This is a genomic window from Mesorhizobium sp. YC-39, assembly GCF_025753795.1.
Taxonomy (GTDB): Bacteria; Pseudomonadota; Alphaproteobacteria; order Rhizobiales; family Rhizobiaceae; genus Mesorhizobium.
Genome location: NZ_JAOWPS010000005.1, coordinates 24,189 through 39,113, shown reverse-complemented (window position 1 = coordinate 39,113; position 14,925 = coordinate 24,189). Strand labels below are relative to the sequence as shown.

Here is a 14,925-nt window from a genome sequence, read left to right as displayed (position 1 = left end):
TCTGTTCCGGCCAGAAATCCGTTGCGGCCGCATACTGCAGCTTCTGGCCGGATCGTAGCCATGCACCCTATTCGAAACGGCTCGCCAGCGCCAACGCCTGTCGCAAAATCGACAAGAATTCCAATAGATTTGCGGTCGCTTTCCTTTTGCGGGAAGTCGCAAATCAGCTATGGACAAGCGGCCCTCACGGGTTAGGTATTGACGCAATATTTTTGAGCTGCCGTGATTATCCCACGCGGCAAGGAGCCCGAGAAAAAATGGCCGACGACGAGATCATCCTTTCCGAGCTTTCCGACGAGGAACTCGTGCAGCAGATGCACGACGACCTTTATGACGGGTTGAAGGAAGAGATCGAGGAAGGAACCCAGATCCTGCTCGAGCGCGGCTGGGCGCCTTACAAGGTGCTGACCGAGGCGCTGGTCGAAGGCATGCGCATCGTCGGCGAGGATTTTCGCGACGGCATTCTGTTCGTTCCCGAAGTGCTGCTGTCCGCCAACGCGATGAAAGCGGGCATGTTCATCCTGCGTCCGCTGCTTGCCGCCACCGGCGCGCCGAAGCAGGGCAAGATGGTGATCGGCACCGTCAAGGGCGACATCCACGACATCGGCAAGAACCTTGTCGGCATGATGATGGAAGGCGCCGGCTTCGACGTCATCGACCTCGGCATCAACAATGCGGTCGAGAAATACCTGGACGCCATCGAGCAGCACCAACCCGACATTATCGGCATGTCGGCGCTGCTGACCACGACCATGCCCTATATGAAGGTCGTCATCGATACGATGAAGGAAAAGGGCATCCGCGACGACTACGTCGTGCTGGTCGGCGGCGCGCCGCTCAACGAGGAATTCGGCAAGGCGGTGGGCGCCGATGCCTATTGCCGCGACGCGGCGGTGGCGGTCGAGACGGCCAAGGATTTCATGAAGCGCAAGCACAATGTGCGCGCTTCGGCCTGACAAGTTCGATGGCGCCACGCCGTAGTCGCGGAATTTGACAGATCGGATCGACAGGCTCTCGGCATCGGGGGCGTTGATCGCTCCGCGGCCGTGGTCAAACTGCGGACCATGCCGACTTCAGGACGAGCACAATAAGCGCAGCGCGTGGAGCGGAACGGTCCAGGCGCCGACAGCGATGGCGATACCCATTCCAGCGAGCACACCGGCGAGGGGCAGGCGTAGCCATGGACCGATCGCCGGGTGTTTCAACGCGATCATCAGCACGCCCAGCGCCACGATCCAGAAAACGTCGCTCATACCGACGACGAGCATGAGGGCGATCATGGGTATGCAGCAGCCGATGCAATGGGCGCCATAGTCGAGGCCAGCCACGACGCTCTCGGACAGTTTGCTCTCGCCCCGCCAATGCCTGGCTATCACGCCGAAGGGCTGAGCGCAGGCTTGCTGGCAGCTGTTTGCCACCGGGCTGAGTTGATAAAGCGCGGCAAGCGTCAGCGTCGCCCCGGCGATCCACTCGGCTTGCCCAGGCCTCAGTCCGGCAAGGAGTGGGCTCGTTATCCAAAGCATGGCCCAGATCGCCGCACCAGCCGCCACCCAGGCGAGAGTGAAGCCGAGGCCTGCCCCGAGCAAAACCGCGGTCCCCGCCAGGCGATCGGCGGCCCGCAGAAAAGGCACCGACGAGGGCAGCATCATCGCTCCGGTCATCAGCGTCCAGCTGGCGACAAACAGCACGCCCCAGTTCAGCACCGGCAGGAGGGGCGGTCTGGCGCCATGCTGGATCCACCCGGCGGTCTGGCCAAACTGCAGCACAAGCAAACTCACGCCGGCCAACGCCAAAACGCCAAGCGGCAGGAAGAGACGTTGCGTGGTCATTTCGACGCGGGCTTGTGGGCGTAGTGGAAGGACCCTCGCATCGCGCTCCGGCCCTTCAGGTCGCAGTCCATGCCGTATGCCGGCAGCCCGACCTTGAACCGTCGTGTCACGCCAACCTCCGCCGTTTCGCCCAGAACGGTGGAAAGCCGGGCATGTGAAAGGGTCGTCACCTCACCGGTCGAACCGACCAGCGTTGCACCCTCCGCTTCGATGAGCCGGCCCACAGTGAGTGTCGCCTGACGACCCGAGAAAGAGACGTCGATGCTGGTGCGCTGAACCAGGAGGAGTTCGCCGAGAAGGCGGGAAAGTTCGGCAAGCGGGCCGCCCGACTTACCGCTGAAGACGCCGGCGAGGACCGCCATTTCGCGATCGCTCGCGTCATCGTCGACGAAGAGCATGACGCGCTGTTGGGAATTTTCGCGATGCCCCTCATGTGTTGAGACACTCACCACGCTGTGGCCGGACACATCCGTCCCATCGATCTTGCCCTTGTTGATTACCCAGGCAAAAACACCTGTGCATCGGCCTTCATCGGGACTCCGCCCGACCCAGCACGGGCATATGGTGAAGCAGTCGCAGACTTCGAGGAAATCGCCTTTTATTTCATAGGCCACTTCGCGTGCGTCGAGCACATCGACTGGCGATCCATGATGCTGTGTCATTGGTCGCCTCCATGGCCATGGGCACGCCGCCCGCGCTTGGCGTTCTTGCGCTTGGATGCCGCCTCGATCGTCCTCATTTCTTCGGCAACGACGCGTGCCCGCTTCTCCTCGCCAAGGGCACGGTCCTCCGGGCTAAGGCCGAACATCGGGCCTTCGTGATCATGATCAGGCGGCGGCGGTGGAACCGGCTCCGCTTCGGCAAGCGTTACAATTTTGGGCGTTTTCGGCGTTGTCTTGAGGGCCATGGCTGCGGCTCCGGGTGTTGCGTCCGTCTTTTTAATACTCTTCACCCGCCGTGCCGAGCGGACTTTCTTCAGGCACTCCCGAATCTGCTCGGCAGGAATCCCGAACGGCTCGCCTTTGACATGACCGATCAGGCATTCGATGAGGTCAAGCAGCGTACCTTCGGTCTCGGCCCTGTTACCCCACGGTTGCTCGCCGGGCACCGGCTGGCCCTTCTGGCCCAGCGCGGAGAGGCTGAGTGTGACTTCGCGGGTGAAGGGCAGGCCGTAAAGTGTCGTGCCGCGGGCCCGGCACCGCAGGGCGTAAAGTCCGGGCAGATGGGTGCCTATGTCGCCGGAGAAGACCCCCGGTTCGGTCTCGACAAGCACGACCGTCCCGCCCCCCCCATTGGGAGCAATGACGTCGACCCAGACCTTGGCCCGTCCGTCGACCGGAACGCCATATTCGGTCAGGGCGGCGGATACCCGAGCGGCCTTGCCGGGATCGACATTGCCGGGTTGGCAAGTGGCGCCGAAACTCAGCGTCGAATAGGCATTGGCGATGAAACTGTACGGCACTCCACCTGTGCGCAGCTCCTGTAGAAGCTCCTCGCGTCGCTTGTCGTCAGAGAGCAGCTTCTTTACGAGACCCTTGTCGAGCGTGAGCACGGCATGCCAACGCCCGCCATGGATGGCGCTGCCGGGTCCTCCGAACGGTAAGGGCAAGCGGTAATAGGCGACATTGCGGCGCACCACCCATTCGCCGTAACCGGCGACAGCGGACGGATCAAGGATCGTGCCGTCCGGTGCCTCCAGACGGAAGTCGATGGCCTGAGCCAGCGACGAGACGATAATCGCATCTGTGCCGTAGTCGGCGTCGGTGACATCGAAGGGGATGCGGACCGTTGGGCCGAAGACAAGATCGCCCGTGGGGTCGACAATGATATCGGCTCCGGTCACCCCCGCAAGGATCTGTAGAAAGTACTTGCTGAGTCGGAAGCGCTGATCCTGGTTGAGCGTGCCGGTGATCAGAAGATATTTCCCTGTCGCCTGGGCGAGTGCGTCCAGCGCGGACACGCTGATCTCATTGGGCAGTCCGAGACCGACCGCATAGGTCGGCGAGGTGATCGAGCCCATCACCGAACCAATCATCGGCGGCACGTTTTCGATGCCGTCGGTCAGAACGACGATGGCGGTCTTGTCGTAGGGCGGCGATGCGGCCTGTTGCGCGTCGTCAATGGCAGACTGTGCTTCGACCAGAGCGGCCCCAATCGCGGTGTTGCCGCGCGGATCGAGGTCATTGCCCGCTATGACTGCTGCCGCCTTGTCGCGGCCCGAACCTGCAACGGGCGGCTGCGGACCCGCATCGATAACATCGAAAAGGCGGCCCACGACATCGTCGTAGCTGACGATGCCGATGCCGTCTCCCTCGAGCATGGTTTCGACGAAGACGCCGAGCGATTCCTTCAGCTTCTGGTTTTTCGTCGTGCCGTCGCCGGCATTGCCTGTCATAGACCACGAACGGTCGAGCGCGAAAACCACCGCCGATTTTGGCCGGGCAATCGTGTTGGCCGTGATTGGAATGACCCATTGGTTCGCCGTGCCGGTTTCGGCGACGGTGACGCTGCCATTGGCCACGTCCCCGGGATTGGTCGAGGTATAGGCGATCCAGAGTCGACCATAGGCCGGACCGTTGCCCGGGTTCGACGGGACATTGACGCTGGTGCCGAGTGCGGTGGTGGTGAAGCCGCCACTTGGTCCGGCGACGATCTCGAAGGCGGTCGGCATGCAGGAGCGCACTTCGAAGACGACGGCCCGGTAGGTCGTGCGACCGGCCCCGCCTATACCCTCGGGCACGTCCTTGAAGGACAAGGACGGCGTCGCAAGCGTGATCTCGGCCGGGTCCGTATCGTACCAATAGCCCATGCTGCGATGATCGAGTGTGCTGGCCACCGTCGTCGCCCCACCCCAGGGCTGCATGGAATCATTGAGGTTGTGGCCGGCAGGACCCGTTTCGCCCGATATGCCGCGCGGCCGGTAATTCGTCCCTCCCGGATGATCGCGTTGCCACAGCGCCCAAAGGCGATCGACGTTGCAATGATGCAGCCAGAATATCGGATCGTTGGGCGAACTCTCGGGCAACATGCTTCCGCCGACCCACAGATGGACACGATTGTGGATCGAACCGAGGCCGTGCCAGCCTTCGAGACGGTCACGGAAGCTCGGCGAGGCGCCCAGATTCCAGAGCGATGAGTCATACGGGCTCTCGAGGAGACAATTGGCCACTTCGGACGGTAATGGCAAGGTTCCGGCCCCATCCCCAAACTTGCGGCGCAACTCTGGGCCGGTGCCATCGGTATTGATGTTCAGGTCCCAGTCACCCGCTGCATGCCGGAACGGACCTGTGGTGACGATGCTGCTTCCATCACCGTCTCCGCCCATGAAATCGGCCGTCCACGGGCTGCCCGCCTGGTTCGGATCGGGTGAGTTGTCAACTGTCCAATCCCAGTAGGGCAGCGTCACGTTGGGATTGATTTTCTGCAGTTCGAGTTCGAACCGGCGCAGATATTCGCGATGCCATGGGCCGAAGGCCGGCCCGCGATGCGCCCAGCCGGCCCCGCTCGCCATCGAGTCCACGTGCTCGCGCACGAAATCGTCATAGCGACTCGCTTCGCCCAACTGGCTTGGGGCTTTTTTGAGGGCGACAACGGCGGCGGTAAAGGCCTGTCTTTCCGTACTGCTGAGCGTTGCCTGATTTCTTCGGCACGTCATGGTCACCCTCCTGTCGGTCATTCTCCGTCAAATGCCGGCACTCAAGACAATCGCAGGCAATCTCCGGCGGGTGGCCGGCGCTTCCACAAACCGCCGCCCTTGGAGATGCTGAGTCAAACCGGCATCAGGTTTTGCCGCGGTGCGTGCACCGCCAAATATCAAGCGTTGCGCCATGTCTGCTTATGGCGCACCGACGTAATCGCTCCAGTTCGCCTGGACGTAACGGGCCTAAACAATGGGCTTAAACAAGAAAAATCAGGAAATGCCGCTTTCATGCACTTCAATTACAGGCGACGGCATTCATTATTGTCGCCGTTTCGCCTTCCGACTGTGAAGTATTTCACACTCAATGAATTCATCATTGTAGATTGTGGCTTTCAGTCAAGCATACCAATGCACATCGCTCGACCGCTTCAAGTACAGCCAGGCACCCATGAGGCGTCAAGATGGGGATATTGCTATCGCGCAAGACTGTGCGCGCGACCCAGTCACCCCCGGTCGGCTTAAGAGCATTAACGATTGGTTAACTTTTCCAAAGATTTAGCGAAGCACAAGCATAATAGCCGGGCATCTGAAACTGATCTTCTCAGCGAAGACTCTTGTTAAATAACAAAAGCCGCGCCTTGCAGCGCGGCTTTTTTATTCCCAGATGCTAGGGGGATTGCGGATCAGGGATTCTCGACAGTGTCCTCGACTGCATTTGCGGTCGATTTGACATCCTTGCCGACGCCGCGAACGGTATTGGCGCAGGCTGAAAGAGCCAAGGCACAAGCGATAATGGCAATCGGCGCGACGCGTAACAGTTTCATGAATGGTGTCTCCCTCAACAAATAGATTTGCCAGACAGCAACGAAAATCGGTTAAACTGGTTCCATGAGCGTCGCTCGAAAACTGCAATCCGATCAAGCGGACAGGCTGCTGGTCATCGCCTGCGGGATGATTGCGCGCGAAGTTCTGGCCGTCAAGGAGCAGCTCGGGCTCGACCATCTCGACCTGACCTGCCTGCCGGCGGAGTTCCATTTTTATCCCGACCGCATCGCGCCGGCCATGGACAAGGCGATCGCGAAGGCCAAGGCGGACGGCTACGTCAACATCTTCGTCGGCTATGCCGATTGCGGCACCGGCGGCCTGCTCGACCGCGTCTGCGAGAAGCATGGCGTCGAGCGCATGGCCGGGCCGCACTGCTTTGCCTTCTACCAGGGCATGGCTGCTTATGCGAAAATCGCCGACGACGACATGATGTCGTTCTACATGACCGACTTCCTGTGCCGGCAGTTCGACGCCTTCTTCATGAAGCCGCTCGGCCTCGACAGGCATCCGGAACTGATCAAGGACTATTTCGGCAATTACGAGAAGCTGGTCTATCTCGCCCAGACCGACGATCCCGAACTCGACAAGGTCGCCGAGAAAGCCGCCAAAATGCTCGGCCTTGCCTATGAGCGCCGCTCGACCGGCTATGGCGACCTGACAGAGGAGCTGGCCGGCGCCGCGGTACACGCCTGAAGATTGTTCTAGGCAGCCCCCACCGCGAGCGCGGCGAGCACATCGGCAAAGCTCGTCTTGCAGACGAAGCCCAGCCTGTCCCTCGCCCGCGCGGCGTCGTAGACGCGGTCGATCGAGGAAAACATCGTCCAGCCCTTCTTTGCGTAGAGCGCCGGATACTCCGGAAAATAGCGCGCGACGACTGACGGAGCGTCGGCGATCAATGCCCCGCAATCGTCGGGATTGAACGGTGTCGGTGCCGAAATGATGAAGATGTCGAAGCCCAGTTGCGGCGCCTTCTCCAGCGCCGCGACATGGGCTTCTGCCGCGTCTTCCACTGTCAGCCGGCGAAACAGCAGCTCATTGGCCTTGGTGTTGGCGTCCGATTGCTCGATCGCATGCGCCATGTCGTCGGCTTCGGGAAAGAAGCGTGCCGTCCGCAGCACGATCAACGGCAGGCCGTGTTCGATGTGGTAGAGACGGCACAAATGTTCAGCTGAAAGCTTGGTGACGCCGTAGATGTTTCGCGGCTCAGGCGACATCTCTTCCGTCAGCCAGGCGGCCTTGCGCGCGCCGCCGGTGAAGCCGGCGCGGATGGCTTGCGAGATCATCAACGATGTCGTCGAGGTGAAGACGAAGCGTTGAACGCCTGACACCACCGCTGCATCGAGAAGGTTGAGCGTGCCTTGCACGTTTGTCGCGATGAAATCGCTGTTGCCATGGTTCTCGATATCAGGCTTGTGCAGCGCACCGCTGTGGATGATCGCCTCGATGCGGTTTTCGCTAACCGCTTGCATGACCAGATCGCGATCGGCGATCGAGCCGACAATCCGTGTCTCCGCCGATGGAACGGGATCGAGGCCGATGACGTCATGGCCGAGCGACCGCAGCCGCGGCGCCAGCGCGCTGCCCAGCCAGCCCGACGATCCCGTCAGCAAGATCCGCATCGATGAAACCACGATTTTTGACCTGACGCTGTTAAGCACGGATGACAGGTCGCCGCGAACCGGTAAGTTATGCGCCAGACAAGAAAACAGGCTGTTCCAGCCATTAACGGGGAACGCACCGATGATCGCTCGTCTCTTGATTGCCGCAGGAATTGTCTGCCTCGCCCTGCCCGCGCTCGCCGATGGCGAGGTGCAGAAGCTCATAACCGCCGCGGACAAGGCCCGGCTCGACAACTATGGCGAGACGCGCAAGACAGCGCTCGAAGAGGCGAAGGCAGGCACTCCCGCCGAGGTCAAACAGCTAGACGCGCTTCTGGCAAAGCCGCTGGTCGCCTTTTCCGACAAGGATCTCACCGGCAACTGGCAATGCCGCACCATCAAGGCCGGCGGGCTCGGCGCGCTGGTCATCTATGGCTGGTTCAAATGCAAGGTGAGCGACGATGGATCAGGCTGGATGCTGGAAAAGGTCAGCGGCTCGCAACGCACCAAGGGCCGTTTCTTCGACGACGGCGAAAAGCGCTCGATCTATCTCGGCTCCTTCTATGTCAACAACGACCCCGCAAAACCCTATGGCAGCGGCCCGCAAAGCGACCAGGTCGGCTACGCCTTCCGCAACAGCGCCAATGAATGGCGCATCGAGTTCCCGGCGCCCTATTACGAATCGAAGCTCGACATCCTCGAATTCAAGCGCTGATCACCAAGGATTAACCCGGACCACCTAGCGTCCGGCGCGCCAAGACCATGTCTATCCGGACGGCACGTCGCGACCATGGATCCCTTGAAATCAGATCTGCCGCCGATCGTCGTCGTCACCGAGGGCGGTTCGCATATCTGGGCCATCGTCAACGCCATCGCCGATCGGCTTGGGCCTGTCAGCGTCATCCTCGAAATGCCTGAATCCAAAAAGCAATTGCTGCTTGGGCGCGCCCGTCGCCAGGGTTGGTTCCAGGCCGCCGGACAGCTCGGCACGATGGTGCTGACGCGGCTCGGCAAACGGTTTTTCGCCGGCCATGCAGCAAACATCATCGCCGAACAAAAACTGCAAACCGAACCCAAGCCAGAGCAAAAGATCATCCACGTGCCTTCGGCAAATGCGCCTGAGTGCCTGCAGGCGATCGAGGACATCCGGCCCGGCGTCGTGCTACTTGCCGGCTGCCGCCTGCTGTCGCGGCAGACGCTGGCGAAAATGCCTTGCCCGGTGCTCAACTATCATGCCGGCATCGCGCCCAAATATCGCGGCATGAATGGTGGCTACTGGGCTCTGGCTTCCGGCGATGCGGAAAACTTCGGCACCACCGTGCATCTGGTCGACGCCGGCGTCGACACTGGCGGCGTGCTGCGGCAGGCACGCGGCAAGCCTGGTCCGGGCGACACCATTTCAAGCTACGCGCTGCGGCAGGCGGCATTCTCGCGCGACATCTGCGTCGAGGCGGTCAGCGATGCGCTGGCGGGAAAGCTTGCCACATTGGATCCCGGCCTGCCTTCGAAGCAGTGGTACCATCCGACGATCTGGTTCTATCTCTGGACCGGCACGAAAAGCGGCGTCTGGTAATCCAGCGGCTCTGAAATCTCGCCTTTCTCTTGCCGCTTGCGATTGCGTCGCTTTTGAATGCGCGCGCGTCGTCCCATAACAAGCAGCTTAATGGCGCTTCCGGCAATGCTCGAAACTGCGGCATCGGCCCGAAAATCGGAATCGATCGTCGGAAAGCACGATGCAGTCGAGTGAAAATAGTAGGGCGTCCTTTCCAACCAGACGCAAAGCGCCCTGCAGGAGTGAGAATTCATGGCCGATCTGATCGTCGTCTACTGGCGCGACATCCCCGCCCAGGTCATCGTCAAGAAGGGCCGGCAGAACGCCAAGCGCGAACTGCCGCTGCGCTTTACCGAGGCGATCGACATGTGCGCTATGCGCACCGGCGCCGGCGGCACCGACGACTATCTGGCCGAATGGCGCAAGGCCGATCCCGTGCCGGTCGGCGACGACCTCGAAGCCGAGGTTGAAAAGGCCTTTCAGGAACTCGACACGAAATACGACCGCGAGCGGCTGGTCGCTCTGGTAAAGGCGGGCGGAAAAGAAAATGTCTGAAACCCAGCCGGCGGTTACCCAGGCCACTCTGGTCAAGAAGGCAGCGCCGAAATCCGACTACAAGCCGGCAGACGTGTCGCCGCAGCGGCGCGTCCAGCGCTCTTTTGCGGTGCGGCTGTGGTCGATCCGCCATTCGCGGCTGCTCGAATGGTTCTATAGCAGGTTCGCCGACATGTTCCTGCTGCTGCATCCGCTGTGGAAGGGCATCGGCTACAACAGAGTCGAAGCCCCGATCAAATTCGTCGAAAAACGCGTCAAGGGCTTCATGTTTGACTGCCGCATGTGCGGCCAGTGCGTGCTCTCCTCCACAGGCATGTCGTGTCCGATGAACTGCCCCAAGCAGCTGCGCAACGGCCCTTGCGGCGGCGTGCGTGCCAATGGCAATTGCGAGGTCGAACCCGATATGCCTTGCGTCTGGGTCAAGGCTTGGGAAGGCTCCCAGAACATGGTGCATGGCGACAAGATTCTCGATGTGCAAAAGCCTGTCGACCAGTCGCTGCGCGAAACCTCGGCCTGGCTGCGGGTGACCGCGCAGGCCGCCGCCGCGCGCGAAGCGGCCCAAAACGCCGCCAAGACCGGAGCCTCGGCATGATCGGCCGCCAGCGCGACGAGAACCCCGCCGGCATCCATCTGCCGCTCGACCCCCTGCCCGGCCACTCTTCGCGCGGCCGGTTGGAACGGGTGCTGCGCCGTGGCGAATTCGCGGTGACCACCGAACTCAACCCGCCTGACAGCGCCGATCCGGAAGACGTCTATAACAGGGCGAAAATCTTCGACGGCTGGGTCGACGCCATCAATGCCGTCGACGCCTCGGGCGCCAACTGTCACATGTCCTCGGTCGGCATCTGTGCGCTTTTGACCCGCATGGGCTATGCGCCGATCATGCAGATCGCCTGCCGCGACAGGAACCGCATCGCCATCCAGGGCGACGTGCTGGGCGGGGCGGCGATGGGCGTCGCCAACATGCTGTGCCTGACCGGCGACGGCGTGCAGGCCGGCGACCAGCCCGGCGCCAAGCCAGTGTTCGATCTCGATTCCATGTCGCTGCTCGAGACCTGCCGCATCATGCGCGACAACGGCAAATTCCTGTCCGGCCGCAAGCTGACGACGCCGCCGCAGATTTTCCTCGGCGCCGCCGTCAATCCCTTCGCCCCGCCCTTCGACTTCCGCCCGATCCATCTCGGCAAGAAGATCGCCGCCGGCGCGCAGTTCGTGCAGACGCAGTACTGTTTCGACGTGCCGATGTTCAAAACCTTCATGAAAAAGGCGCGCGATCTCGGCCACACTGAAAAGGTGTTCATCCTGTGTGGCGTCGGACCGCTGGCGTCAGCCAAGACTGCCAAATGGATACGCTCCAACGTGCCAGGCATCCATATTCCCGACGCGATCATCAAGCGGCTGGAGGGCGCCCAGGATCAGAAGAAGGAAGGCAAGCAGCTCTGCATCGACATCATCAACGAAGTGAAGGAAATCCCGGGCATTTCCGGCATCCACGTGATGGCCTATCGCCAGGAGGAGTATGTCGCCGAGATCGTCGATGAATCAGGTGTGCTTAAAGGGCGTCAGCCCTGGAAGCGCGAGATCCGCCGCGACGACCAGATGGTCGCCGACCGGCTTGACCGCATATTGCACGACGACATTACCGAAACGCAGGTCGACATGGTCAAGACGGCGCATTGATGATGCCAACCGTGACCATTCGCTTGATCGAAATCAGAAACGATATAAAGAACTCTTTATATCACGACGGAGAGATTTCATGACCCGGACGATCGTCGCCTCGGCGACACGAGAAATCATCATCGGCTTCGACCAGCCGTTCTGCGTGATCGGCGAGCGCATCAACCCGACCGGTCGCAAGAAGCTCGCCGCCGAAATGGTGGCGGGCAATTTCGAGACCGTCATCAGGGACGCGCTGGAGCAGGCCGCCTGCGGCGCGACCATGCTCGACGTCAATGCCGGTGTCACCGCCGTCGATCCCAACGCAACCGAACCGGCGCTGCTGGTGCAGACGCTGGAGATCGTACAGGGTCTGGTCGACCTGCCGCTGTCGATCGACAGTTCGGTGACTGCCGCGATCGAGGCGGCGCTGAAAGTCGCCAAGGGTCGCCCGCTGGTTAACTCCGTCACCGGCGAGGAAGAAAAGCTCGAAGCCATCCTGCCGCTGGTCAAGAAGTACAACGTTCCGGTCGTCGCCATCTCCAACGACGAGACCGGCATTTCGATGGACCCGGACGTGCGCTTCGCCGTCGCCAAGAAGATCGTCGAGCGCTGTGCCGATTTTGGCATTCCGGCGCATGACGTGGTCGTCGACCCGCTGGTCATGCCGATCGGTGCGCTGGGCGATGCCGGCCGCCAGGTGTTCGCGCTGCTGCGCCGCCTGCGCGAGGAGCTCAAGGTCAACACCACCTGCGGCCTCTCCAACATCTCGTTTGGCCTGCCGCACCGCCACGGCATCAACGCCGCCTTCATCCCGATGGTGATCGGCGCCGGCATGACCTCGGCGATCATGAACCCGGTGCGGCCGCAGGAAATGGAAGCGGTGCGCGGCGCCAATGTGCTGAACGGCACCGACGAGAACTGCACCAACTGGATCAGGACCTACAAGGACTACAAGCCGGCCGAAGGCGGCCAGGCGATCGCGGCGCCAACGGCGGTCAACGCGCCGGGCGAAGGCGGCGGCAATGGCGGCCGCCGGCGCGGCGGTCGTGAAGCCCGCATGGCCAGGGGATAAGCGCGCAATCGTGAACTCGCCCGCCAACATCACCGATCCGCTCGTGCTGTTCATGCCGTCGGGCAAGCGCGGGCGGTTTCCGGTCGGCACGCCGGTGCTCGATGCCGCGCGCCAGCTCGGCGTCTATGTCGAGAGCGTGTGCGGCGGACGCGCCACTTGCGGGCGCTGCCAGATCGAGGTGCAGGAAGGCAATTTCGCCAAGCACAAGATCGTCTCTTCCAACGACCACATCTCGCCCAAGGGCGCCAAGGAAGAGCGCTACGAACGCGTGCGCGGCCTGCCCGAACGGCGGCGCCTGTCCTGCTCGGCGCAGATCCTTGGCGACCTCGTTATCGACGTGCCGCAGGACACCGTCATCAACGCGCAGACCATCCGCAAGGACGCCGACACTAGGGTCATCGCCCGCGATTCGGCAATACACATGTGCTATGTCGAGATCGAAGAGCCCGACATGCACAATCCTTCAGGCGATCTCGATCGCCTGAAGATCGCGCTGATGAAGGACTGGGGCCTCAAGAGCCTCGATTTTGATTTCCATCTCCTGCCGCAGGTGCAAGGCATCTTGCGCAAGGGCAACTGGACAGCGACCGCCGCGATCCACAAGGATGCCGAAAGCGAGACCGCGCGGGTCATCTCTTTGTGGCCCGGCCTCAAGAACGAGGCTTACGGTCTTGCCTGCGATATCGGCTCGACCACCATCGCGATGCATCTGGTGTCGCTGCTGTCGGGCCGCGTCGCCGCTTCGTCGGGCACGTCCAACCCGCAGATCCGCTTCGGCGAGGATCTGATGAGCCGCGTTTCCTATGTGATGATGAACCCGGATGGCCGCGAAGGCATGACGGTCGCGGTGCGCGAGGCGATCTCCGGCCTTGTCGACAAGGTGTGCGCGGAAGGCAATGTCCAGCGCAACGACATTCTGGATTCCGTCTTTGTTGGCAATCCGATCATGCACCATCTGTTCCTCGGCATCGATCCGACCGAGCTCGGCGGCGCGCCCTTCGCGCTCGCCGTCTCGGGCGCCGTGCACATCAAGGCGTTGGATATCGGCCTGAAGCTCAACCAGGGCGCCAGGCTCTACATGCTGCCCTGCATCGCCGGCCATGTCGGCGCCGATGCGGCAGCGGTGACGCTGTCTGAAGGCCCGCACCGCCAGGACGAGATGATGCTGATTGTCGATGTCGGCACCAATGCCGAGATCGTGCTTGGCAATCGCCAGCGGGTCGTAGCGGCCTCCTCGCCGACCGGTCCGGCCTTCGAGGGCGCTGAAATCTCCGGCGGCCAACGCGCCGCGCCCGGCGCCATCGAGCGCGTGCGCATCGATCCCGATACGCTGGAGCCGAAATACCGCGTCATCGGCTCGGAGCTGTGGTCCGACGAACCCGGCTTCCTCGACAGCGTGCAGGCGACCGGCGTCACCGGCATCTGCGGCTCCGGCATCATCGAGGTGGTCGCCGAGATGTATCTCGCCGGCATCATCTCCGAGGATGGCGTCATCGACGGCGGGCTTTCGGCGCGCTCGCCGCGCGTTGTCGCCAATGGCCGCACCTTCTCCTATGTGCTGAAGGAAGGCGAGCCGAAGATCACCATCACCCAGACCGACATACGCGCCATCCAGCTTGCCAAGGCCGCACTTTACGCCGGCACCAAGCTACTCATGGAAAAGCAGCACACCGAGCACGTCGACCGCATCCACTTCGCCGGCGCCTTCGGCTCCTTCATCGATCCGAAATACGCCATGGTGCTGGGCCTGATTCCCGATTGCGACCTCGACAAGGTCTCCGCCGTCGGCAACGCCGCCGGCGCCGGCGCGCGCATGGCGCTCTTGAACCGCGGCTACCGCCGCGAGATCGAGGAAACCGTCAGCCGCATCGAGAAGATCGAGACCGCGCTGGAGCCGAAATTCCAGGAGCATTTCGTCTACGCCATGGCGCTGCCGAACAAGGTCGACCCGTTCCCGAAACTGTCGGCGGCGGTGAAACTGCCGCCGAGGAAAACCGTCAGCGAAGACGGTGTTGCCGGCGATGCCGCCCCGCGACGCCGTTCGCGCGAAGGCCACGCTGCCCGGCGCAGCCGGGAGTAGTATCCCGCCGGCGAAAGCGGCCCTTCACCCCAATTTCATTTGCATGCAAATGTTTCCAGATCGGCCGATCTGGAAACGAAGGCGCTGTTTTCGTGAAATCCCTCAGATACAT

14 protein-coding genes are annotated in these 14,925 nt (G+C 62.0%); 9 read left to right on the top strand and 5 right to left on the bottom strand.

Going from position 1 to position 14,925, the window contains the following annotated elements:
• The first annotated feature begins 257 nt into the window (after positions 1-257).
• Positions 258-956, top strand: a complete 699-nt coding sequence (locus OHD62_RS25905; protein WP_263788666.1) for a corrinoid protein — start codon at positions 258-260, stop codon at positions 954-956.
• 117 nt (positions 957-1,073) lie between these two features.
• Here OHD62_RS25905 and OHD62_RS25900 read toward each other — a convergent pair whose 3' ends face one another.
• The 4 genes from OHD62_RS25900 to OHD62_RS25885 form a co-directional block, all read right to left on the bottom strand.
• The gene (locus tag OHD62_RS25900; RefSeq protein ID WP_263788665.1) at positions 1,074-1,829 is read right to left on the bottom strand and encodes a DUF2182 domain-containing protein; all 756 of its coding nucleotides are present in this window, start codon (positions 1,827-1,829) and stop codon (positions 1,074-1,076) included.
• Positions 1,826-2,461 carry a DUF1326 domain-containing protein gene (locus OHD62_RS25895; protein ID WP_263788663.1) on the bottom strand — a complete coding sequence of 212 codons (636 nt, stop codon included), beginning with the start codon at positions 2,459-2,461 and terminating at the stop codon, positions 1,826-1,828. Before OHD62_RS25895 ends, OHD62_RS25900 begins: the two co-directional genes overlap by 4 nt.
• Before the next feature lie 26 nt (positions 2,462-2,487).
• The gene (locus OHD62_RS25890; RefSeq protein WP_263788661.1) at positions 2,488-5,484 is read right to left on the bottom strand and encodes a tyrosinase family protein; all 2,997 of its coding nucleotides are present in this window, start codon (positions 5,482-5,484) and stop codon (positions 2,488-2,490) included.
• A gap of 668 nt (positions 5,485-6,152) precedes the next feature.
• Positions 6,153-6,293 (bottom strand): EncA/B family entericidin, encoded by a 141-nt coding sequence (locus OHD62_RS25885; protein WP_263788660.1) that lies wholly within the window; start codon positions 6,291-6,293, stop codon positions 6,153-6,155.
• Between the two features lie 64 nt (positions 6,294-6,357).
• Between OHD62_RS25885 and OHD62_RS25880 the strand changes: the two genes are divergently transcribed.
• The gene (locus tag OHD62_RS25880; RefSeq protein ID WP_263788658.1) at positions 6,358-6,987 is read left to right on the top strand and encodes a DUF1638 domain-containing protein; all 630 of its coding nucleotides are present in this window, start codon (positions 6,358-6,360) and stop codon (positions 6,985-6,987) included.
• Between the two features lie 8 nt (positions 6,988-6,995).
• Here the strand turns inward: OHD62_RS25880 and OHD62_RS25875 are convergent, their stop codons facing one another.
• Positions 6,996-7,913, bottom strand: a complete 918-nt coding sequence (locus tag OHD62_RS25875; RefSeq protein ID WP_263788657.1) for an NAD-dependent epimerase/dehydratase family protein — start codon at positions 7,911-7,913, stop codon at positions 6,996-6,998.
• A 121-nt stretch (positions 7,914-8,034) separates the two neighbouring features.
• Here OHD62_RS25875 and OHD62_RS25870 point away from each other — a divergent pair, with 121 nt between their 5' ends.
• The 7 genes from OHD62_RS25870 to OHD62_RS25840 all read left to right on the top strand — a co-directional run bounded on the left by OHD62_RS25870 (position 8,035) and on the right by OHD62_RS25840 (position 14,813).
• Complete coding sequence (locus OHD62_RS25870) at positions 8,035-8,607, top strand: DUF4893 domain-containing protein (RefSeq protein ID WP_263788654.1); 573 nt, start codon at positions 8,035-8,037, stop codon at positions 8,605-8,607.
• Between the two features lie 75 nt (positions 8,608-8,682).
• Positions 8,683-9,465, top strand: coding sequence for a formyl transferase (locus OHD62_RS25865; RefSeq protein ID WP_263788653.1), 783 nt, complete (start codon positions 8,683-8,685; stop codon positions 9,463-9,465).
• Positions 9,466-9,696: 231 nt separating this feature from the next.
• Positions 9,697-9,999 carry a virulence factor gene (locus tag OHD62_RS25860; protein WP_263788651.1) on the top strand — a complete coding sequence of 101 codons (303 nt, stop codon included), beginning with the start codon at positions 9,697-9,699 and terminating at the stop codon, positions 9,997-9,999.
• Positions 9,992-10,591, top strand: coding sequence for a methylenetetrahydrofolate reductase C-terminal domain-containing protein (locus OHD62_RS25855; protein WP_263788630.1), 600 nt, complete (start codon positions 9,992-9,994; stop codon positions 10,589-10,591). Before OHD62_RS25860 ends, OHD62_RS25855 begins: the two co-directional genes overlap by 8 nt.
• Entirely contained in the window at positions 10,588-11,679 is a 1,092-nt protein-coding gene (locus OHD62_RS25850) for a methylenetetrahydrofolate reductase (protein WP_263788629.1), read from the top strand. Before OHD62_RS25855 ends, OHD62_RS25850 begins: the two co-directional genes overlap by 4 nt.
• 79 nt (positions 11,680-11,758) lie before the next feature.
• Positions 11,759-12,733: a methyltetrahydrofolate cobalamin methyltransferase gene (locus OHD62_RS25845; RefSeq protein WP_263788627.1), complete on the top strand. Its 975-nt coding sequence runs from the start codon at positions 11,759-11,761 to the stop codon at positions 12,731-12,733.
• Complete coding sequence (locus OHD62_RS25840) at positions 12,684-14,813, top strand: ASKHA domain-containing protein (protein ID WP_263788624.1); 2,130 nt, start codon at positions 12,684-12,686, stop codon at positions 14,811-14,813. The genes OHD62_RS25845 and OHD62_RS25840 overlap by 50 nt, the downstream gene beginning before the upstream one ends.
• The last annotated feature ends 112 nt before the right edge of the window (positions 14,814-14,925 follow it).

Excerpts from the sequence above, each read along its gene's own strand:
- OHD62_RS25860 (WP_263788651.1), top strand. The coding sequence starts at position 9,697 with ATGGCCGATCTGATCGTCGTCTACTGGCGCGACATCCCCGCCCAGGTC.
- OHD62_RS25885 (WP_263788660.1), bottom strand. The coding sequence starts at position 6,293 with ATGAAACTGTTACGCGTCGCGCCGATTGCCATTATCGCTTGTGCCTTG.
- OHD62_RS25870 (WP_263788654.1), top strand. The coding sequence starts at position 8,035 with ATGATCGCTCGTCTCTTGATTGCCGCAGGAATTGTCTGCCTCGCCCTG.
- OHD62_RS25840 (WP_263788624.1), top strand. The coding sequence starts at position 12,684 with ATGGCGGCCGCCGGCGCGGCGGTCGTGAAGCCCGCATGGCCAGGGGAT.
- OHD62_RS25890 (WP_263788661.1), bottom strand. The coding sequence starts at position 5,484 with ATGACGTGCCGAAGAAATCAGGCAACGCTCAGCAGTACGGAAAGACAG.
- OHD62_RS25905 (WP_263788666.1), top strand. The coding sequence starts at position 258 with ATGGCCGACGACGAGATCATCCTTTCCGAGCTTTCCGACGAGGAACTC.
- OHD62_RS25875 (WP_263788657.1), bottom strand. The coding sequence starts at position 7,913 with ATGCGGATCTTGCTGACGGGATCGTCGGGCTGGCTGGGCAGCGCGCTG.
- OHD62_RS25850 (WP_263788629.1), top strand. The coding sequence starts at position 10,588 with ATGATCGGCCGCCAGCGCGACGAGAACCCCGCCGGCATCCATCTGCCG.
- OHD62_RS25880 (WP_263788658.1), top strand. The coding sequence starts at position 6,358 with ATGAGCGTCGCTCGAAAACTGCAATCCGATCAAGCGGACAGGCTGCTG.
- OHD62_RS25855 (WP_263788630.1), top strand. The coding sequence starts at position 9,992 with ATGTCTGAAACCCAGCCGGCGGTTACCCAGGCCACTCTGGTCAAGAAG.
- OHD62_RS25900 (WP_263788665.1), bottom strand. The coding sequence starts at position 1,829 with ATGACCACGCAACGTCTCTTCCTGCCGCTTGGCGTTTTGGCGTTGGCC.
- OHD62_RS25865 (WP_263788653.1), top strand. The coding sequence starts at position 8,683 with ATGGATCCCTTGAAATCAGATCTGCCGCCGATCGTCGTCGTCACCGAG.
- OHD62_RS25845 (WP_263788627.1), top strand. The coding sequence starts at position 11,759 with ATGACCCGGACGATCGTCGCCTCGGCGACACGAGAAATCATCATCGGC.